The sequence below is a fragment of the uncultured Chloroflexus sp. genome (genome assembly GCF_937951745.1).
Lineage (GTDB): Bacteria > Chloroflexota > Chloroflexia > Chloroflexales > Chloroflexaceae > Chloroflexus.
On record NZ_CALFBQ010000014.1, the window covers coordinates 94,176 to 114,708 of the forward strand.

The 20,533-nt window shown below is 56.8% G+C and carries 16 protein-coding genes; 8 read left to right on the forward strand and 8 right to left on the reverse strand.

The window, feature by feature from the left end; translation table 11 throughout:
* Positions 1–9: 9 nt before the first annotated feature.
* From Q1A59_RS04845 to mbhE, 3 genes are read right to left on the reverse strand one after another with little or no spacing between them, the layout of a single operon-like run.
* Positions 10–360: a Na+/H+ antiporter subunit C gene (locus Q1A59_RS04845; protein ID WP_298406587.1), complete on the reverse strand. Its 351-nt coding sequence runs from the start codon at positions 358–360 to the stop codon at positions 10–12.
* Entirely contained in the window at positions 357–896 is a 540-nt protein-coding gene (locus Q1A59_RS04850) for a Na+/H+ antiporter subunit B (protein ID WP_298406585.1), read from the reverse strand. Before Q1A59_RS04850 ends, Q1A59_RS04845 begins: the two co-directional genes overlap by 4 nt.
* Positions 832–3,204 (reverse strand): hydrogen gas-evolving membrane-bound hydrogenase subunit E, encoded by a 2,373-nt coding sequence (gene mbhE, locus Q1A59_RS04855; RefSeq protein WP_298406583.1) that lies wholly within the window; start codon positions 3,202–3,204, stop codon positions 832–834. The genes Q1A59_RS04850 and mbhE overlap by 65 nt, the downstream gene beginning before the upstream one ends.
* 303 nt (positions 3,205–3,507) lie before the next feature.
* On the opposite strand from mbhE, the gene Q1A59_RS04860 reads away from it, so the two are divergent.
* A complete protein-coding gene (locus tag Q1A59_RS04860; RefSeq protein WP_298406581.1) occupies positions 3,508–3,879 on the forward strand; it encodes a cupredoxin domain-containing protein in 372 nt (123 codons plus the stop codon).
* Here the strand turns inward: Q1A59_RS04860 and Q1A59_RS04865 are convergent.
* Positions 3,871–4,989: a calcium/sodium antiporter gene (locus Q1A59_RS04865; RefSeq protein ID WP_298406579.1), complete on the reverse strand. Its 1,119-nt coding sequence runs from the start codon at positions 4,987–4,989 to the stop codon at positions 3,871–3,873. The genes Q1A59_RS04860 and Q1A59_RS04865 overlap by 9 nt on opposite strands.
* 350 nt (positions 4,990–5,339) lie before the next feature.
* Between Q1A59_RS04865 and Q1A59_RS04870 the strand changes: the two genes are divergently transcribed.
* Positions 5,340–6,335, forward strand: coding sequence for a TerC family protein (locus Q1A59_RS04870; protein WP_298406577.1), 996 nt, complete (start codon positions 5,340–5,342; stop codon positions 6,333–6,335).
* Positions 6,336–6,341: 6 nt separating this feature from the next.
* On the opposite strand, the gene Q1A59_RS04875 is transcribed toward Q1A59_RS04870, so the two are convergent.
* Entirely contained in the window at positions 6,342–7,280 is a 939-nt protein-coding gene (locus Q1A59_RS04875; protein WP_298482024.1) for an alpha/beta fold hydrolase, read from the reverse strand.
* A gap of 401 nt (positions 7,281–7,681) precedes the next feature.
* On the opposite strand from Q1A59_RS04875, the gene panB reads away from it, so the two are divergent.
* Both panB and panC read left to right on the forward strand, forming a co-directional pair.
* Entirely contained in the window at positions 7,682–8,533 is an 852-nt protein-coding gene (panB, locus tag Q1A59_RS04880) for a 3-methyl-2-oxobutanoate hydroxymethyltransferase (protein ID WP_298406573.1), read from the forward strand.
* Positions 8,534–8,589: 56 nt separating this feature from the next.
* On the forward strand, positions 8,590–9,429 hold the full coding sequence (panC, locus tag Q1A59_RS04885; RefSeq protein ID WP_298406571.1) for a pantoate--beta-alanine ligase: 840 nt from the start codon (positions 8,590–8,592) through the stop codon (positions 9,427–9,429).
* A 120-nt stretch (positions 9,430–9,549) separates the two neighbouring features.
* Here the strand turns inward: panC and Q1A59_RS04890 are convergent, their stop codons facing one another.
* Positions 9,550–10,896, reverse strand: coding sequence for an aspartate aminotransferase family protein (locus tag Q1A59_RS04890; protein ID WP_298406569.1), 1,347 nt, complete (start codon positions 10,894–10,896; stop codon positions 9,550–9,552).
* 136 nt (positions 10,897–11,032) lie between these two features.
* Here Q1A59_RS04890 and Q1A59_RS04895 point away from each other — a divergent pair, with 136 nt between their 5' ends.
* The gene (locus Q1A59_RS04895) at positions 11,033–11,677 is read left to right on the forward strand and encodes a CoA pyrophosphatase (protein WP_298406567.1); all 645 of its coding nucleotides are present in this window, start codon (positions 11,033–11,035) and stop codon (positions 11,675–11,677) included.
* Between the two features lie 79 nt (positions 11,678–11,756).
* On the opposite strand, the gene Q1A59_RS04900 is transcribed toward Q1A59_RS04895, so the two are convergent.
* Entirely contained in the window at positions 11,757–12,935 is a 1,179-nt protein-coding gene (locus tag Q1A59_RS04900; RefSeq protein WP_299644141.1) for a S1C family serine protease, read from the reverse strand.
* Between the two features lie 164 nt (positions 12,936–13,099).
* Complete coding sequence (locus tag Q1A59_RS04905) at positions 13,100–14,041, reverse strand: TIGR01777 family oxidoreductase (protein ID WP_298406563.1); 942 nt, start codon at positions 14,039–14,041, stop codon at positions 13,100–13,102.
* A gap of 832 nt (positions 14,042–14,873) precedes the next feature.
* Here Q1A59_RS04905 and Q1A59_RS04910 point away from each other — a divergent pair.
* From Q1A59_RS04910 to rbsK, 3 genes are all read left to right on the forward strand, one after another.
* On the forward strand, positions 14,874–18,254 hold the full coding sequence (locus Q1A59_RS04910) for a cyclic nucleotide-binding domain-containing protein (protein ID WP_298482021.1): 3,381 nt from the start codon (positions 14,874–14,876) through the stop codon (positions 18,252–18,254).
* Positions 18,255–18,645: 391 nt separating this feature from the next.
* Positions 18,646–19,647, forward strand: coding sequence for a LacI family DNA-binding transcriptional regulator (locus tag Q1A59_RS04915; protein ID WP_298406559.1), 1,002 nt, complete (start codon positions 18,646–18,648; stop codon positions 19,645–19,647).
* Positions 19,644–20,533 (forward strand): ribokinase (gene rbsK / locus Q1A59_RS04920; RefSeq protein ID WP_298482019.1); only part of this gene is annotated, 890 nt, incomplete at its 3' end. The genes Q1A59_RS04915 and rbsK, both read left to right, overlap by 4 nt.

Here is a 20,533-nt window from a genome sequence, read left to right on the forward strand (position 1 = left end):
ATGCAAACGTTATAGCCGGTCGGTCGTCGAGAGATCATCCAGATCGTCGCTGCCTGCGGCCTGATTCGAGCGATAGGCCAGTGCCAACACAAACGCAGTAAACCCAAAGCTAATCACAATCGCCGTCAAGATCAACGCCTGCACTAACGGATCAGCAACACCGGCAGGTGGTTGGCCGCTCGCATCGATCAACGGCGGCGCGCCACGGCGCACACCATCACCCATAGTAAAAATGAGTAAGTTGACGCCATGGCTTAGCAAGATCAACCCGAGGATCAATTTCACTACCGAGCGACGCAACACCAGATAGGTCGCACCACCAAAGAGCGCGCCAATCGCAATTGCGAGCAGAATGATCATACGCCATCCTCCGTCTCTACCGGCGATGGTTTCATGGCCGGTAATGGGAAGAGGATCGGTTCCTCTACCAGTAACAGCGCGATTTTGGTCGTCACTCCAATGACGGTCAAGTAGACGCCGATATCAAACAATACTGGCGTGCCAAGTTTACCCACGCCGGGGATCGGTTCGGGCAGCCAGAAGGCTTGCATATACGGCAGGCCGGCAACCATTGCCGGCAGACCCCAGATCGCGCCGAAGAAAACGCCAAACGCTGCCAATAGCAGATAATTGACCGGCAAAATACGCCGGGCCGTTTTAGGGCCAAACGCGACCATTTGCAGAATGATCGCGCTTGCTGCCAGCAACCCACCGATAAATCCGCCACCGGGCAGATTGTGCCCGCGCAGCAGCATATAGATCGAGAGCAGCAACAGCAGCGGCATCATCAGCCGGCTGACGGTGCGCAGAATGAGCGAGTCGTACAGCGCGCTATCTCTTGGTGTCGACCGGCTCGGCAGCCGGTTCGGTGGTGGTAACTCGTTCCGGTGCAACATTGTCTTTCCCCTGTCGTAAACGGAGCAAGCCATAAATGCCTAGCAAAGCGATGAACAAAACTGTAATCTCGCCCAAGGTATCAAATCCGCGGAAGTCAACCAAAATGACGTTGACCACATTCGCGCCTTTACCCTTTTCAAGGCTATTTTCGAGGAAGAAGGGAGCCAAGGGCGCAAACGCATCATTCGTTGCGGTAGCCAACACGAGGCCGCCCATCAAGAACCCCATCGCCGTCGCAATGATCGCATCACGCCGTCGCACCCATGCAGCCGAGAAATTCTCAAAGCGCACCGGCAAGACCGAGAAGACGAGCAAGAGAAACACGGTTGACAGCACTTCGATCAGCAACTGCGTCAATGAAAGATCGGGCGCCGAGAAGAGCACGAACAGCAACGCCACCATTGCCCCAACCACGCTAACCGCAATAATTGCGCCTAATCGTGTGCGTGCGTTGATGGTTGCAATGACGCCAACCGGAATAAGTGCTGCGGCCAATATTTCGTAGAACTGCAACTGCGGATCGAGGTCAAATCGGATTGAACTAATCCCAAAGCCGACAAACGGCACTCCAACAAAAACCAGCAGTGCCAGTGCCGTCAGCAAAATGTACCGGCGTAACCGGCCTTCTTGGATCGTGCGGGTCAGGGTAGTCGCACCGGTCAGTGTGCGTTCGATCAAGCGGTCGAAGATCATATCGCCACGCATCCATGCCGGCCACCCGCGCAGATTGGCCAACTGCTCGCCAAAGCGAGCCAAGACTGCACCTGCCGCAATCGCGCCGAGACTCACGAGCAGCGCCGTATTGACTCCATGCCAGAGGGCCAATTTAACCTCAAGCGGCTTGCCATAGATCGCCGCGCTCGCTGGCCCGATCAAGCTGCTGATCGGCCCGAGGAAGGCCAACGGGATGATCAGCGACAGCACTGCCGGCACGCCGGGGCCGATCAGCATACCCGGCGTTGGGTCGGTAATATGCTGCTGCATCGCCGCCACACTACGCTGGCCAAGGAAGGTATTGCTGAATAACCGCCAACCAGTTATCAAATAGGCCCCTGCCGTGACAGCAATCGCAGCAACCGCCAGCGTGCTCAACATCGCACCAAGTTCCGTCTCTAATGCTGCTTCCAGCATCAGCTCCTTAGCCACAAAACCAAACATCACCGGAATGCCGCCAAATGAGAGCAGAGCGAGCGCGGTAATGACCATTGTCCGCGGCATATAGGCGCGCAACCCGCCCAACCGGCGCAGATCGCGGGTACCACACTCGTGATCGATCACGCCGGCCAACATAAACAGGGCCGACTTGTACAGCGCGTGCGCCAAAATGTTGGTCGCTACCCCTTCGGCGCCATACTTACCGCCCAGCCCAATCTGCATCGTCAGCGCGCCGAGCATACTGATGGTGGTGTAGGCTAGCATCGCCTTGAGATCAAATTGGCGCATAGCCACAATCGCGGCAAACGTCATCGTCGCACCGCCAACCACGGCCAGCGTCACATCCCACAGCGCCGTGCCGCCCAGCGCCGGGCTGAGCCGCGCCATCAGATAGACGCCGGCCTTGACCATTGTCGCCGAGTGCAGAAAGGCGCTAGCCGGGGTGGGAGCTTGCATCGCTCCCGGTAACCAAAAGTGGAACGGAATTTGAGCTGATTTGGTGAAACAACCGAGCAAAATTAAGACAACTGCCGCCGGGTATAGCGCATGCGCGCGTAAGACATCACCGGCAGCCAGAATATCGCTCAACTCGTAACTACCTGCTGCCTGCCCCAGTAGCAACAAGCCAACTAACAGCGCCAGCCCGCCACCTGCGGTTACGAGCAACGAATGCAATGCGCCACGCCGCGCATCGGCATAATCGTGCTTGTAGCCGATTAGCAAATACGACGTGACCGAGGTCAATTCCCAAAAGACGAACATGGTCAGCACGTTACCGGCCAGTACCAGACCGAGCATCGCGCCCATAAACAGCATCATGTAGGCCAGAAACCGGCCAAGACCGTTATCAGTGGCGAGATAGTGACCGGCATAACCGACAATCAACGTACCAATGCCGGTAATGATCAGTGCAAAGAGCAGGCTCAACCCATCGAGGGTAAAACTCAGATCAAGCCCAAGGGCCGGCACCCACGCAATCCGTTCAACAACTTGACCGCCTTCCCACACTGACCCGGCCTGCGCCAACGTCAAGCCAAAGATCGCCAACGGAATGAGGGCCAGCCCCCACGCAATCCGGTCACGACCGGCAAAGCGCGCCACCAACGCAAATGGCGCAGCCGCTAGCGCAATCAACACAAGTGGATAGAGCATGCTTCCCTCGATCAACAGCTAAACGTGCGTAGTAATAACTGACACTTGCAGATGAGACCTACCACTATCAGTACGGCGACAAAGCTATATAGCAAGCCAGCCTTATTATCTGATGATAGACAGGGTTGCGTGGCTTGCATTCACAGGTTTAACATTCCACAATACTCTGGGTTTGCTGCCATTGTACCCGAAAATAGAGAAGCTGTCACAATGCGCGACGACTGCCATCACTTAGCATATTTCTGGTACAGTGATAATGATGCAGTCGCTGTACTCTCTATCTGTAGTCACAAGCCTATGAATATGGTTACCCGACTTCTCGCTCATCGAATGTTGTTCGTTGTCGGAGCGATCCTCCTCGTACTAGCAATGCTCAGTGCCTGCGGTGAACCGCTGCGCGAGCGCTCAATTGAGATCATCGCCACTGAAATGCGCTTCGATCCCGATCGGGTAGAAGCTCACACTGGTGAACAGATTTTTCTGCGCCTACGCAATCGTGGTCAAGTTGCGCATAGCTTGACTATCGAATTACCTGCTGGTGACCGTACTGTTTCGGCTGATCCGGGAGTTGATGCGATTCTCGCCTTCCGCGCGCCGGCCCCGGGCGAATACCGGTTTTATTGCCGTATTCCCGGCCACGAAGCCCAACAGGGGGTATTGGTGGTATTACCGTAATGACGGATGTGACGCCACCCAATCGCGGCGGCGTACCGCGTTGACCATCAATACCAACAACGTCAGTGCAGTTATCGGCAACACGAACAGCGCCATCACGCTGCTAAAAGCTGGTAGGGCATCGTGGTGGGTCGCAGCCAAAATCAGATACGCAGTGTACGCTACGTAATACCCTAAGAAGAGCAACCCTTCCCAGCGATTGATGCTGAGTCTGCTCACAAAAATGGGGAGTGCGGCAAACGCAACCGCGATCATCACCGGTATATCAAAGGTACTCAGTGCAGGAACAACCGTTAATCCGTTAGGGGTGACCAAGGCTGCGATACCAAGAATGCCGAGAATGTTAAAGATATTGCTGCCGATAGCATTTCCGATGGCAATATCGCGCTCTTGCTTAAGCGTAGCAATGATCGAAGCCACTACTTCTGGCAACGACGTTCCAGCCGCTACGATGGTCAGACCAATAATGACATCGCTCACGCCAAAAGCACGTGCTAACACGACTGCCCCCTCAACTAACCAGTGTGAGCCGAGGGCCAACAAGCCTAAGCCGATCACAATGAAACCAATAGAACCAAACCAAACTTTTGTTCCACTCCGATTCGGTAGCATTGTTGGCCCAAACTCTTGCTCATATTCAGCCTGCACTTCAACTCCTTCTTTGCGACTAGCGTATATCGACCAAACAATATACCCTATCAGTAAACCAAACAAGAGTACTCCGTCCAGCCGGCCGATCCTCCCATCGAGTGCTAAACCGGCCAGCAACAGCGAGACGGCAATCATAAACGGCACTTCACGCCGGATGAGCTGCACCGCCACGATCAACGGGCTAATCACCGCACATGCGCCGAGAATGAAGAGAATGTTGAAAATGTTGCTGCCCACCACATTGCCGACCGCAATATCGCTCTTGCCGGCCAACCCGGCTTGAATGCTCACCGCCAGTTCAGGCGAACTAGTGCCAAACGACACGACTGTCAACCCAATCACCAGCGGTGAGATACGGGCCAACGCTGCCAACTGGCTTGATCCGCGCACCAATAACTCGCCGCCAACCGTGAGGAGCGTGAGACCGCCAACGAGCAACCCGATCGTGATCACATCCATACAGCATGTCCATTGTTCATTCCTAAAGCAATATACACAATTGTTTAGTATATCGGTAAAGAACGCGCTCGGCGAGGGCGGTTCTTCGCCATTATGGCTACCGCCTACCCGTAGCGTGGGCGGGAAATTTTCCCCTATCAGAAATGGCAAAAATACGCTATAGTGCGAACTGTTGGGGAGTAGCCGCCCGCATAGATGCGGGTCGATGCAATCGTCAAGACGGAATTCGGACATTCCCGGTTGCATCAAGTACTGGTTGACCAGACTGGCGAGACCGACGCAGTGGTGAGCTGCGATCGGCTCGCCTTTTTATTGTGATGAGCATATCACATTGTCGGGAGCAATCAGCCATGTTCGACGCACTGTGGGTCTGGATCGGGTTCAACCTCTTTGTATTGGCCCTGCTAGCAATTGATTTAGGCGTCTTTCACCGGGAAGCGCACGAAGTTTCACTGCGTGAAGCAGCTATCTGGAGCGTCGTTTGGATTTCATTGGCCTTGCTCTTTAATCTCGGCTTGTATCTCTTTTGGGATACGATTATGCCAAACAGCTCGCTCAGCGCGAGTGATGCCGGGCTTGCCTTCCTAACCGGTTATCTGATTGAAAAAGCGTTGAGCGTTGATAACATCTTTGTCTTCGTGCTAATCTTCTCATACTTTGCGGTACCAGCGAAATATCAGCACCGGGTGCTCTTCTGGGGCATTCTCGGCGCGCTGATCATGCGCGGCACGATGATTTTGGCCGGTGCGGCGCTGATCAAGCAATTCCACTGGATTATCTGGATCTTCGGTGCGTTCCTGATCTTTACCGGCATCCGTATGGCAACAGCCCAAGACGAACAGATCGAGCCAGAGAAAAACCCAGTCGTTCGGCTCTTCCGCCGCTTTATGCCAATTAGCGACCGTTACGATGGTCAGAAGTTTTTCACGCGCCAGAACGGTGTCCTGATGGCAACACCATTGTTACTCGTCCTCGTGATGGTGGAAACAACCGACCTCATCTTCGCCATCGACTCTATTCCAGCCATCTTTGCGGTGACGCAAGACCCGTTCATCGTCTATACATCGAACGTTTGCGCTATTCTAGGGTTGCGCGCGCTGTACTTTGTGTTGGCCGGCGTTGTCCATCTGTTCCATTACCTCAAACTGGGGCTGTCAGTTGTATTGGCTTTTGTGGGCATCAAGATGCTCTTGCCCGATCTTAGTGCAGCACTGATTGGGGTGAGCTGGAAGATTCCTACTGGGGTGTCACTCGGCGTTGTCGCAACCATTATAGTAGTATCTATTACCGCCTCGCTTGTGCGGGCACGTATGCTAGAGACCAGCGAACACCCCGCCTCCTCGTAGCGTTGCCTAGCCATCAGAATGTTCGTTGCGCCAATTAGGTTCACCATCGCGCCTAGCAGGAACGAGCTCGGCGATCAACTCACAAATGAGCGTGGGCTGTTCCTGCTGCGGCATATGACCACATCGCTCAAGATGAATGTATTGTCCTCGACCCTCCAGCACAACCGCCATTGCTTCGATGCTTTCGCCATCGACGATCAGATCGTGTTCACCGCTCATGAGAATAGTAGGCGTAGGACATTCGCTCACCAAATCGAGATATTGATGGGAGCGGAAGAGAGTATCAACTGCTAACCAGCGCAGCGCCGAGAGGGTTGCCCGGCGTTGGCGCTTTTGGTGCAGCCGTACCCACACCCGCTGGCGCAAAAATCGTCGCTCGCGCACTGGTAATTCGTACAAATGATAGTAAAACGGGCGCAAGCTTTGGAAGGCTAGCTCGCGCGAGCGTTGGAGGCCGGCCAACATCAACTCGCCCACCCCCGGTAGCAAGAGCGGCCACAGCCGGCGGGGCGGAAATTGGCGTTTGATTGGCAAACAGCCGCTGATCAGAATTTGTTGTTGGATGAGCCGAGGTAAGCCAATGCTCAGACGCTGGGCGATCATTGCCCCCAGTGAATGGCCGACGAGGGTTACCTGCTGTAAACCGAGCGTGGTGATAAATTCGGCCATGGCACGGGCAAAGAAAGTCAGACTGTAACCGCCCTTAGGACCGAAACTGCGGCCAAAACCGGGGAGATCGGGCGCAATCACCCGATAAGATTGGGCAAGCAACGGAATAACCGCACGCCACGTATCAGCTTCATCACCTAAACCGTGGATCAGGAAGAGGATCGGGTTTTCGGTAACGCCGGCATCGTAATAGAAGAGTTCCAGATCACGGAGCGCAATCCGACGAGCATACGGGACCAAAGCGGGGGGGATATCCATCGTGGAATGTCTCTGCATAGCATTGGCTCTATGGTCAAGCGATGTCACTACATTTTATGCCACCTCTTCTGGTACGTCAAACATTTAGAGAACTAGGCACTAAATAACTATAAAAATTGTTAACAATTTTTAAAGAATAAACAACCAAGCACTGTGAAAATCACCTCATTAGTTTGATTCATGAAAAGTTGTATGGACTTTAGAGACCAGCCCGATCACGCAAGTAACAAAAATAGCACCATGGAACAAATCATACACACTTATACCATATTTAAACATAGTATCATTATGGTTTAACCCTGCACTGTCACCAAACACTGTTCTGACCCTGCACTCGCTACCGCCCTCTTCACTATTCCGTGCTACAATCGGGCATGCCGGAATGACCGGCAATGAATGACTAGCAAGAGGAGCCGGCAATGCGCACAACCATTCGTGATATTCAGCAGATGCACGATCGCGGCGAGCGGATCCCGATGGTGACCGCGTATGACTATACTTCGGCGCAGATTGCCGATCGCGCTGGCATTCCTATGATTTTAGTCGGCGATTCGCTAGGGATGGTGGTACTAGGTCACGAATCGACGGTACCGGTAACACTCGATGAGATGCTGCATCACACCCGCGCCGTTGTGCGCGGTGCGCGCAAGGCGCTGGTGATCGGCGATCTCCCGTTTTTGACGTATGCATCGCCTGAACAGGCCGTAATCAGCGCCGGACGTATGTTGCAAGAGGCTGGCGCCCAAGCGGTGAAGCTTGAAGGTGGCATGCATATTGCACCAACGATCGCTCGACTTGTGCATTTAGGAATTCCAGTGATGGGGCACATTGGTTTTACCCCGCAAGCGGTCAACCAAATTGGGTTACGGGTGCAAGGCAAACGCGCCGCCGAAGCACAACAGTTGCTAGCCGACGCGCTCGCCGTGCAAGAAGCCGGCGCCTTTGCGATTGTACTCGAACTGGTGCCCGCCGAACTCGCGCAAGCAATCACTGAACGACTACGCATTCCCACTATCGGCATTGGTGCCGGCGCCGGTTGCAGTGGACAGGTGCAGGTCTGGCACGATATGCTTGGCTTGTACAGCGATTTTCTGCCGCGTCATGCCCGTCGTTACGCCGATCTAGCTACGATCATCGGCGAAGCGCTGGTGCAATACGCCAACGATGTGCGTAGCGGCACATTCCCCGGCCCAGAGCACAGCAGTCGGATGGACCCCAATGAATTAGCGGCAGCGCTGGCCAGTCTTAATCCTACTGAGCCATCAGAGTAACGAAAAGAGTTACGAGTTTTCCGATCAACGTTGATCGAGGTCACTGAGGAACAGGTATGAACGTTCTCGCTACAATTGCCGACGTTCGCCGCGCGCGCGCGGCCTTTGGCGAATTAGGCTTTGTCCCTACGATGGGCTATCTCCATCAAGGCCATCTTGCACTCGTCGAACGAGCGCGCGCCGAGTGCCCAGCGGTCGCGGTTAGCATTTTTGTCAACCCAACGCAATTTGGCCCTCACGAAGATTTTGCCCGTTACCCGCGCGATACCGAGCGCGATCTGGCAATGCTTGCCGAAGCTGGCGTTGATCTCGTCTTTATACCACCGGTCGAAGAGATGTATCCGCCCGACTTCGGCACCTATGTGATTCAACCAACAGCCGATGAGGTGTTGGAAGGCGCGGCTCGGCCCGGTCATTTTCGCGGCGTGGCCACCGTCGTGTGCAAGCTTTTCAATATCGTGCAGCCGACGAAGAGTTATTTTGGCCAAAAAGATGCCCAACAGACAGTTGTGATCCGCCGAATGGTGCGAGACCTCAATATTCCGGTTGAGATCGTGATCGTCCCGACAGTGCGTGAGCCGGATGGGTTGGCGCTGAGCAGCCGGAATGTGTACCTCAACCCTACGCAACGCGCTGCGGCGCCGGTGCTCTACCGCGCCTTACGGGCCGCTGCTGAACGGTATGAGGCTGGTGAACGCAGCGGTGAGGCGTTGCGCGCACTGATGCGCGAGGTGCTGGCGGCTGAACCATTGGCGAAGCCGGAGTATGTGAGTGTGGCGCACCCACTGACACTACGTGAGCTGGATCAGATTGGGCCGGAAGGGGCATTACTGTCACTAGCAGTACGGTTTGGCGAAGTACGGTTAATTGACAATTGGGTGATAGCGCCAGCGTAGAGGTCGGTGTCAATAACACACGGCTGCGCGTCACGAGGCCGCAGCCGTATACCGTGTGGCGTTCATTTACCGTGGAGAGTTACAGTGCTCTGCCCCAAGAGAAGGGCAGAGCGGCATCAATTATTGTTTGACTGTTGCTTCAATTGCATCAGCAATAATGGCAACGATCTGATCGATCTGCTCGTAGGTCGTGACCAATGGCGGAGCGAGACAAATAGTATCGCCCACCACGCGCGTAAAGAGGCCGCGCGCGGTCATCTCTTTCTGCACCCGCGCGCCGACGTTGGCGCTGGCCGGGAAGGGTTCTTTGGTGGCGGTATCGGCCACTAATTCAACACCAGCCATCATTCCCTTGCCGCGCACATTACCCACGTGCGGCAGTGCGTACAGCTCTTGCAGCCGACGCTGCATATAATCGCCTACTTCGGCGGCGCGCTGCACCAACCCTTCGCGCTCGATAATGGCGATATTGGCCAACGCCACTGCGCAGGCGGTCGGGTGCCCTGAATAGGTGAAGGCGTGCATCCAACGCTTCTCAGGCGGAACCGACTCGATGACTTCGTAGATCCGATCGCTGACGCCAATACCGCCGAGCGGGATATAGCCCGATGTAATCCCCTTGGCGAACTGGGCAATGTCAGGTTCGATGCCATAGTGCTCAAGCCCAAACCAACGCCCGGTACGACCAAAACCGGTAATCACCTCGTCGCTAATCAAGAGCACCTCGTAGTAATCACAAATCTCGCGAATCCGCTGGAAATAGTCGTCTTGGGGCGGAATAACGCCACCAGCGCCTTGCACCGGCTCGGCAATAAAGGCAGCGACCGTCTCTGGGCCTTCGCGCAGAATTGCCTCTTCGAGCAGATTAGCAGCAGCAACGCCATCGCTAAGATGCGGGGTTGGATTCACGAAACGGTACGGATACGGCGACTCGATATGAATGAAACCGGGCACGCGCGGCTCGAACATGGGCCAGTAGGCCGGCAAGCCGGTGGCACTCATAGCCGCCATTGTTACCCCGTGGTACCCCTTCATACGTGAAATGAACTTAACCTTTTCGGGCTTACCAACCGCTTTCCAGTAGAAGCGCGCCGTCTTAAACGAACTTTCGGTGCTCTCGGCGCCGCCAGAGGTAAAGAAAAAGTGATTGATGCTCGGATAGAAGAGTTGGCTCAGTTTCTGCCCCAACTGAATAGCGGGTAGATTGGTGGAACCGACATACGATGAGTAGTACGCCAACTGCTTCATCTGCGCACAGGCGGCTTCAGCCAGCTCTTCGCGCCCGTGGCCGACATTGACATTCCACAGCCCACTGAGACCATCGATGTATTCGCGTCCTTCGGCATCAATGATGATCGACCCGCGTCCGGCCACCCAGATTTTGGGGTTCTGGTGTGCAGTTGGATGGGCCAGCGGATGAATTAAGTAGTCGTGGTCGGCCTGAATCTGTTCTTGCAAGTTGTACACGCGCGCCTCCTCGTGGGAAATACTGGTGCTGATGGTTGGATTGTAGCGGAGAAGGGCAGAGACGGCAAGCGGAGAGTGAGCGAAGGGAAAGAACGCAGTACAATAGAGAACAATCATTCCGACGATGGAGAGCGTTATGCATTGGCGCACACAGATTGAATTGATCCGGCAGGCGCTGGCTGGGCCGCAGCCATCGCTCGAAGAGATGCTGGTATTGCGTCGGCTTGATGGCGCACCGTTGCGGCCATTTACGCCGCCACCGGGAGTCACGCCACGCCAATCGGCGGCGTTGCTGCTCCTCTTTCCACACGACGATCAATTGTACTTGCCGTTAACGGTGCGTTCGAGCCGCGTCACCACCCATCGCGGCGAGGTCTCGTTGCCGGGAGGCGGGATCGATCCCGGCGACGGCGGCGCTACCGGCGCGGCGCTGCGCGAGGCGCACGAAGAGATTGGGGTTGATCCGGGGCGGGTGGAAGTGCTTGGCGCGCTCACCACTTTCTACATCCCGCCGAGCAACAACTACCTGACGCCAATCGTGGGCGCGTACTCAACCTCGTTTGAGCCGAACCACGACCCGGAAGAGGTCGAGAGCGTGTTTACGGTACCGCTCGTTGCGCTGTTTGATCTGGCGACAGTACGTGAGGAGATTTGGGAACGGAGCGGTACCCGGATGCGGGTGCCGTTTTTTGCCCTCAACGGGTACAAGGTATGGGGAGCGACCGCCCTGCTGTTGAGCGAATTTGTTGCCCGGTTGCGGCGAGCGGGATGGGGGCAGTAAACCGGTTGCCATACCGATGCATGATAACCGGTGACGGCATTGGGTTGGAGCCGCACCGCCGGGCGGCTCCAAAAGGATTTTACCGCAGATTACTCGGTCGTTCGCCCAACGTTACCGTCACATTCTGTTCTTGGCCGTCGCGCAGGATGGTCAATTCGACCGTATCGCCGGGGCGATATTGCAGTAGCAATTGGCGCAGCGAGGTATTGGCATCGAGGCGTTGGCCGTTCACGGCAGTAATAATATCACCCTCGCGTAAGCCAGCTTGTGCAGCGGCCGTGTTGGGCAGTACAGCCGATTGACCATTGATTCCGGGATTGATAAATGCACCGTTCTGCACCGGCAAATTGTACTGCGCCGCCACTTCACCGTCAATCATCAGATAGGTAATGCCGAGGAACGGATAGCGCACTTGACCGGTACGGATGATCTGATCGGCCACATTCGAGAAGATGCTGCTCGGCACAGCAAAGCCTAAACCTTCTACCGGCGCACTTGTGCCGAAGCCAAAATCGTTGCGCACAACCAAGGTATTGATACCAACGACTTCACCCTTGAGATTAATAAGCGGGCCACCACTATTGCCACTATTGATAGCAGCGTCGGTCTGGATCAACCCCTCCATCCCACTACCGGGGACCGAACGGTTGAGCGCGCTGACCACGCCAGCAGTGACCGTATTGCGGAAATTACCGAGCGGGCTACCAATCGCTAGCACCGTCTCACCGGGTTGTAACGCTGCCGAATCGCCAATCACCGCCACACCGGGCACTTCACCGTCAACCTTCAGCACTGCAATGTCGTTGAGCGAGTCGGTGCCAACTAACGTAGCTTGCCGGCGCGTACCATCAGCAAAGAGAATAAAGTAGCGACGACCACCCTCGACGACGTGGTTGTTGGTAATGATGTACCCATCATTGCTAATGATTACGCCACTGCCACTCCCACGACCGGTACTACTCTCGACAGTCACCGTCACCACTGCTGGAGCGACCCGCTTCACCGCTTCAACCATTGCATCCGACAGACTGACGACCACTGTATCAGATACTGCCGGAGATTGGGTGGGCGCAGCGGCGCTGTTGGTTGTCGCCACGACCGGTTGATTCCGCAAAGAGGTCACCGTCGCCGAGACCTGCGCGACGGTTTGGCGCGAGACGAGGTATCCAACGACACCGCCAGCCGCGCCGCTACCGGCGACACCGATAAAGATGCCAAGCAAAAAGACAAAGATCAATGCCAACCGATTGACATTCATAATGAAACCTCCTCTGCTTCAGGCGACACCCATCGCCATCGCTGAGGGTATCATGGTGCGCCGATTTTAATCTTGGGTTAGAAGCATGTAAGAAGTTGATGAGATTCGATCGGGATGTCCGCTATAACGCACAGACACCCCTCGATTGTCTGTGCATTACAATCTCAATGCGGTATATTCAGCAGATCGCGCAAGGCCGGTTCGAGGGTAGGAAATTGGAACTGATAGCCAAGATCAAGCGCCTTGCGCGGCACAGCGTTTTGGCCATTGACCACCAGATCGGCCATCTCGCCGAGGGCGAGGCGCAGGCTAAACTCAGGCACCGGCAACCATGACGGCGAACCGAGCACTTTACCGAGCACGGCGGCAAAATCGCGATTGGCCAGCGCATTCGGCGCAGCAGCATTAAGCGGCCCGCGCACGCGCTCATTTTCAAGTGCAAAACGGATCAAGCCAACCTCGTCAGCCGGATGGATCCACGGATAGACCTGCGTGCCGGGCAAAATCGGGCCGCCAATGAGGAGCTTAAACGGGAGCATAATCTGCGGTAACGCACCTGAATTTGGATCTAGCACCAAACCGGTGCGGATCATAACGGTGCGCACTCCCAACGCCTCGGCCTTAGCCGCTTCGGCTTCCCACGCCACACACACCTGCGCCAGAAAATCACGCCCTGCTGGCGCACTCTCGTCGAGCGGGGTACTATCGCGATAAAAGCCGTAGTAGCCGACTGCCGAGGCACTGACAAACACGGTAGGACGCTGCTGCGCCGCGGCCATCGCATTGACGATCCCGCGTGTGCCGATCACACGACTATTGAGGATCTCGGCCTTGTACTGGGGTGTCCAACGCATACCGAGCAGACCCGACGAAATCGGCGCACCGGCCAAATGGATAACACCCCAAGCACCGTTGATGTTGGCAAACCACGGCCCCTGCTCAGCAGGTTGCCATGCCACGTATTCAGCAGCGCCGGGCAGTGCAGAACGGGCACGTGCCGGATCGCGGCTAAAGATGACCAGTTCGTAATCGTTGCGGAGTTCGGCGACCAATTTGCGACCGATTAAGCCAGTCGCTCCGGTAATGACAATGCGTTTAGTGCTCATACTAGCATCGTACCATGTTCAGCAAGCCTGTCAATGCTGGGTTATGAGTTATGCAGAGCAGCAGAGAGGGTGCATGCCCGCAACCTGTTGTTAGCGAGCCATAGCCTGCGCTCCGTTGAGAAGAGAACCCGACCCTGAACTTCCACGCCGAAGCCCGCTGCGCGGGCTGATGACCTACCCCCGGCCACCGCTCCCTCTTGACAGCGGGAGAGGGGGACTGCGTGGTGGGCAACCACGACATTGCTCAAGCGGAACGCAGCAGCGTCTCGTACCCGCCCCAGCGAGCGCGAAGACGAGGGTGAGGGTGAAAGGGTAGGGTTATGGCCCTCCCGGCCCCCCTGCTGCAAGCGTAAGAAACCGCGCTACGCACAAGTATGGAGTGTGGTAGTTAGACTGCCGTACTCCATAGCAGGGATTGCCACCGCTGAAGCAGAAGCGTGCTGTGAGAGATACGCCCCGCGCCTTTCCAAACCTGTACATCTGTCCTGATCAGTGGCGTCCGTGTCCCCTTTGCCCTGTGTCAGCCGATCGATCCCTCTGAAGCGGGAGATTGCTTCGAGCGCTCCGCGCTCGCGCAAAAGGATAGGTGAGGACGGCATTGCGAGCCGCCAGAGGCGGCGAAGCAATCCCCGGCGCGGATTGAACTCACCCGCTCAGCCAATCCTGTCGCGCGAGCAGGAGCTTGCTTCGGGCGCTCGGCGCTCGCGCAAGGACAAACGGACAAAATAGGTTTGGCAAATCACGGCTTCCCTCTTATGATGTAAAGACAACACAGATTGGACGTTCATCACAATAAAGAGCTGATTCGCACGTAGAAATTCCTCGCACCGGCATGGCACAAATCTTACGCCCGCAACATCGCTTCTGGACTGAGCTGGCAGAGCAGGCAACCGCTCAGATCAACCAGCGTGGCGTCCTCTACCAAAACCTGCAACGCCGGCTAGCTAATCAGCCGGACGGCGAAGGCGGCGTATGGAGTATGTTGCGCCAGCGCGCCGACCCGGCCCAATACCGGCCCCAGCGGATCGAGGGGGTGATCGAAGAGACGCTCAACGAAGGCGGCCAGCAAGTGACGGTGTTGCGCAGTCCGAGCGGGCATTACCTGCGCCTGAGCGCTGCCGAGCGCGAGATTTGGCAAGCGATGGACGGTAGCCGCACTATTGCCCAACTAGCGACGATGGGCTTTCTGCGTTTCAAGCAATTGCTGCCCATCGCCGGCTTGGTCGAGACGCTGCGCGCGCAGGGATTTCTAAGCGACACGCCAACCGGCATCTACCGGCGTCTGCGCACCCAACTCGAACAGCGGACAGCAGAGGGCTTGGGCCAACGCCTCCTTAGCCTTACTCATGGACGCAGTTTTTCATTTAGCGGCGCCGATACGCTGTTTGACACACTTTACCGCTGGGTTGGGCGCTGGCTCTTCAATCGCTTCTTTGCCGGGTTGCTCGGTATCATCACCGTGATCGGCGTGATCTGCTACTTTTTGCCGGGCGTGAGCGGCAGCGACCTCATCAGCGGCGAACAGTTTGCGCTCGACTTTCTGATGTTGGGCATCGCGCTGTTCATCACGCTCACCTTGCACGAAATCGCCCACGGCTTGGCGGTGAAACACTTTGGCCGGCATGTGCCGCGAGCAGGGATTATGCTCTATTTCGGCATGCCGGCGGCATTTGTCGATACGAGTGACATTTGGCTTGCGCCGCGCTATGCCCGCATTCTGGTATCGCTAGCTGGCCCGCTCTGCGATTTGTTGATCGGATCGATTGCCGCGATCATCGCATGGGCCGCGCCAGACACCATGGGCGGCCTGTGGATGCGCCGGATTGCCACGGCTTCGTATCTGACCGCACTATTTAACTTCAACCCGCTGCTCGAACTCGATGGCTATTTCATTCTGGTTGACGCCTTACGCTTGCCGAATCTACGCAACCGGGCGCTCGCCTTTATCGGCGGCCCATTTTGGCAAAAGCTGCGCGCCGGTACGACACTGAACCGTGAAGAGCGGATCTTTGCCGGATACGGTCTGTTGAGCGCGACCTATACCGGCATTGCAATTGTGATGGCAACACTCTTCTGGCAACGCCAATTTGCAAGTATGGCGAGCGAACTCTGGTCAGGCGGCTGGATTGGGCAACTGCTCGCTATTGGGCTCTTCGGACTGGTCATTGCCCCATTGATGATCGGGATAGCACTGGCCGGTTGGGGCCTAGTCAAAGCTACCGCGACGTGGTTAGCGCGACGGGGGTATGCACGGAATCCGGTAATTGTTGCTAGCGCATTCGGAATGTTGGCACTTGCCGTGAGTTTGTTGCCACTCCGCTTCGGCCTAAGCTTAGAAACCGGCGTATTGCTAACGGCGCTGTGGGTAGCAGCAGTGATTGCACAGTGGTACTTGCAACGCGATTATGAAGGCGCATGGATCGGGCGGGCATTAGCGAGCTTCTTGATCATCAGTGTCATCGAATTGATTGCACAAGCTGGGTATCTCATCGCACCCGATGCGGCACGCCTCTGGTCGGGCATAGAAATCGTTGGCTACGCACTGTTACTCTTCGCCGGTTTTGTTGCTCTGCTCGATGTTGATCTCCACCAACAGCGCAGCAGTGCATTGATCGCGAGCGCCCTCCTACTCACCCTTGCCTTTCCTGCTGGCGCCATTGCCGCCGAGATCATCCGCGTAGCGCACCCCGAATATAGCCCGTTGTGGGCCTTGATCGCCGCTGTCCCGATCTACAGCGGCGTGATCGGGCAGGCGTTGCTCTTGCCGCTGCTCATCAGTCTGCGCGATGCCCGGCTCTTTTGGAGCTGGTTATTGCTCTGGTTCGGCATTCTCGCCCAGATTAGCAGTTATTTGCTCGAACTGTTACCCACATGGCGCAACACGCCGCTCACGCTCACACTTCTCGTATTGGCAGCCGGACTATGGGCAGCAGCGTGGGCAACGCACCTTGTAACCTTGCGCGGAATCAGCCTCAGTGGGCTGAATTGGCCCTTGCAACCTGCCCTAGGTGAAACCGTGCGCTTACAGGATGCCTTTCGCCATATGTACATCGGGCTATATCGCTTATTACGCGGGAATTACGGCACCCAACGCACCAGAGCCCTCGATAATCGGATGGACGTGCTCGCAGCCACTGCCAACTGGGAAATTACCTTTGACCGCGATCAGGTACGGATCAGCCCGACCGTACTAGCGCTCCCGCTCAATGTTCAAGCAGCGCGTTACGCCGAAATCTTGCGCTACGCCGTGGCAACCCTTGAACAACTTGCCGGACGCACGTTTACCCAGCGTGCCTTGCTGGCAGCGTATGATGCACTGCCGTGGCCAGAGCGTGAAGCGCTCGATCGGCATTGTCTGGCACAAATGCCATGGGCACACGACATTTCGCGCGCGTTTGGTGATGCCCGTGAAGCCCGCGTGCGCTTGCTCCGCCAAATTGAGTTGTTTACCACCTGCGACGACCAAGAGTTGCACGAGCTAGCAGCGGCGTTTATACCACAACGAGTAGCTGCTGGTGAACTCTTGCTACGGGCCGGTGAACCGCCGCGTGGGATTTGGGTGATTGAAGCGGGTGAAATTCTCGAACGGAATGGAGAAGTGGTTCGTGAGCTTCACCGCGGCGATTACTTTGGTGAGCTGCAAGGGCAAGAGGTAACCGACTGCGAGTATCGCGCAAGCATTGAAAGCGATCTTCTATACTTACCATCGAATGAACTGCAGCGCATGCTGCGCGAAGCAGCGCCACACACTGCTGAAGGCGCTGAACTGCTCGCTCGGATGCGGCTGCTCGAACGGGTACCGCTGCTAGCCGACGTGCCGCGCGCCAGACTGCGCGAGCTGGCTCGTTCTGCCGAGCACATCACCGTTGCAGCACGGCAGGTTATCATCCGACAGGGACGCCCCGGCGGGAAACTTTACGTCATTGTCAACGGTCAAGCGGCAGTCCTACGCCAAGAAGAGAGCGAGCACGGGCCAAAAGGGCCAGCGCGATTAGTGGCTCGCTTAGGTCCGGCTGAATTTTTCGGCGAGATGGAGCTGCTGCGTGGCACCTTGCCAATCGCTAGCGTCGTCGCCATCACCCCGCTTGAGCTGATTGCGATTCCACATCAGGCACTGGTACAACTCATCCTAGGTGGCGACCGCCTCACCCGCAAGCTCGAACAGATTAGTAGCGGACGATTGTTGGAGTTGCGAGAGCGGGCAAAGGCGTGATGGGTGCATAGCCCGGCGTGCGACCGTTTTTCACCACAGAGGGTACCGGGCGTTTTACCGCAGAGGGCGCGAAGGACGCGGAGGGTAAACAGGGCACCCCACTCGCCCCTCCTCGTCCGTCCCCACCACGTGCTTTACGCCCTTTGCGGCGTTGCGTTGAGCATCCTACGACTTTGCCTCCTTCTGAGCATTGACGATGCCCCCAATCCCTCCCCCACTGGGGAAGGGCGCGGCGGTTTTTGACCGCAGAGGGCGCGGAGAACGAAAAGGTTTCTGACCACAGCGGGCGCTAAAGGCGCAGGAATGGCTCAGCCCAAATAGTTATTGACTCAGGCCCGATGATCAGTTATACTGGCGAGCAAACGATTGCGCAAACGATTGCGAAACAAATATGACCACAATCCGCGAAGTAGCGTTACGAGCCGGCGTCTCACCCTCAACGGTCTCGCACATCATCAACAACACCCGCTTTGTCGCACCAGAAACGCGCGAGCGGGTATTGGCAGCGATGGCCGAGTTGAATTACCGACCTAACGTGCTCGCTCGCTCGCTGCGGCGGGGGGAAACGCGCACCCTCGGCCTCATCTTGCCCGACAGCGCCAACCCTTTTTTTGCCGAAGTCGCGCGCGCGATTGAAGATGCCGCCTTTCGCGCCGGGTATAACGTCATTCTCGGCAATACCGAAAACGATCTCGCCCGCGAGCAAGTCTATGTTGATGTATTTGTCCAGAAGCAAGTTGATGGGCTAATCTTTGTTGCGACTGGCGATCAAAGCCCTTCACTAGAAGAGCTGTTGCGGTTAGAGCTGCCGGTAGTCGTGGTTGACCGGCAACTGCCCGGCCTTCAGGTTGACACGGTGCTAACTGACAATTTGCAAGGCGGATTGCTAGCCACCCGGTATCTCTTGAGTCGTGGTCATCGCCGGATTGGCTGCATTACCGGCCCATCGCACCTGACGCCCAGTGCAGAGCGGGTAGTCGGGTACCGGCAAGCGCTCCTCGCAGCAGGCCTAGAGCTTGACGAACAATTGATTCGGCGCGGTGATTTTCACCCGCACTCAGGGTACACGCTCGCATATGAACTGTTGCGCCTCAACCCACCGCCCACGGCGCTATTTGTTTGCAACGACATGATGGCGCTCGGCGCATTGCGCGCGCTAGCTGAAGCCGGTCTGCGCGTCCCGGCAGATTGCGCGGTAGTTGGGTTCGACGATATTGAGCTTGCCTCATACGCCAATCCGCCGCTCACCACCATTCGCCAAGACAAAACTGCACTGGCTGAAGCCGCGGTGCAATTTCTCCTTGAGCGGATCGCGGATCATCGCCTGCCAGCGCGCACCCATCTCGTCGCGACCAGCTTGGTCGAGCGCCAATCAGGAGGAGCATGCCAATGACCCCGACAATCATTGTGGTAGGTAGTCTGAATATGGATCTGGTCGTGCGCGCGCCGCGCCACCCGCAACCCGGTGAGACGCTGATTGGCAGCGATTTTCAAACCTTTCCGGGGGGCAAAGGGGCAAATCAAGCGGTTGCAGCGGCCCGACTCGGCGCACGAGTGCGCATGATCGGGCGGGTCGGGGTAGATGCGTTTGGCGAGGCGTTGCTCGCCGCCGCTCAGAATGACGGGGTTGACACGACCTTCATCCAGCGCGACCCGAACCACCCGACCGGCGTAGCACTGATCACGCTCGACGCACGCGGACAAAACACGATTGTGGTGGCGCCGGGGGCCAATATGCAGGTAAATGAAGCTGATGTGGAGCGAGCCGAAACCATCTTTGCCGGCGCGGATGCGCTGTTGATGCCGCTCGAATGCCCGTTGGAGGCGGTGATAGCAGCGGCGCGCCTCGCGCGCAAATATGGGGTGAAAGTCATTCTCAATCCGGCGCCGGCCCGCCCATTACCGGCTGAGCTGCTGGCCCAACTCGATTACCTTGCGCCCAACCAACCGGAATTGCACACACTGGCCGAAGGTGAAACTGATCTGGCGGCAGCGATCACGAAGCTACGCCAACAAGGGGTAAAGAATGTCGTAGTGACGCTGGGAGAAGCCGGCGCACTGCTAATGAGCGCCGATCAACTGGTGCAGCTACCAGCGTTTCAGGTGCCAGTGGTCGATACGGTAGCTGCCGGCGATGCGTTTGTGGCCGCGTTTTGCGTTGCGCTGGCCGAAGGCAAGCCACCTCGCGAAGCCGTGCGGTGGGGCAATGCCGCTGGCGCGCTAGCCGTGACCCGTGCCGGCGCGCAGCCTTCGTTGCCGTCACGGGTGGAAGTGGTGCG

Coding starts and splice junctions, on each gene's coding strand:
- Q1A59_RS04870 (WP_298406577.1), top strand. CDS start 5,340: ATGTTCGACGCACTGTGGGTCTGGATCGGGTTCAACCTCTTTGTATTG.
- Q1A59_RS04900 (WP_299644141.1), bottom strand. CDS start 12,935: ATGAATGTCAATCGGTTGGCATTGATCTTTGTCTTTTTGCTTGGCATC.
- Q1A59_RS04865 (WP_298406579.1), bottom strand. CDS start 4,989: ATGGATGTGATCACGATCGGGTTGCTCGTTGGCGGTCTCACGCTCCTC.
- Q1A59_RS04875 (WP_298482024.1), bottom strand. CDS start 7,280: ATGCAGAGACATTCCACGATGGATATCCCCCCCGCTTTGGTCCCGTAT.
- Q1A59_RS04905 (WP_298406563.1), bottom strand. CDS start 14,041: ATGAGCACTAAACGCATTGTCATTACCGGAGCGACTGGCTTAATCGGT.
- panC (WP_298406571.1), top strand. CDS start 8,590: ATGAACGTTCTCGCTACAATTGCCGACGTTCGCCGCGCGCGCGCGGCC.
- mbhE (WP_298406583.1), bottom strand. CDS start 3,204: ATGCTCTATCCACTTGTGTTGATTGCGCTAGCGGCTGCGCCATTTGCG.
- Q1A59_RS04850 (WP_298406585.1), bottom strand. CDS start 896: ATGTTGCACCGGAACGAGTTACCACCACCGAACCGGCTGCCGAGCCGG.
- Q1A59_RS04915 (WP_298406559.1), top strand. CDS start 18,646: ATGACCACAATCCGCGAAGTAGCGTTACGAGCCGGCGTCTCACCCTCA.
- Q1A59_RS04860 (WP_298406581.1), top strand. CDS start 3,508: ATGGTTACCCGACTTCTCGCTCATCGAATGTTGTTCGTTGTCGGAGCG.
- Q1A59_RS04895 (WP_298406567.1), top strand. CDS start 11,033: ATGCATTGGCGCACACAGATTGAATTGATCCGGCAGGCGCTGGCTGGG.
- panB (WP_298406573.1), top strand. CDS start 7,682: ATGCGCACAACCATTCGTGATATTCAGCAGATGCACGATCGCGGCGAG.
- Q1A59_RS04910 (WP_298482021.1), top strand. CDS start 14,874: ATGGCACAAATCTTACGCCCGCAACATCGCTTCTGGACTGAGCTGGCA.
- Q1A59_RS04845 (WP_298406587.1), bottom strand. CDS start 360: ATGATCATTCTGCTCGCAATTGCGATTGGCGCGCTCTTTGGTGGTGCG.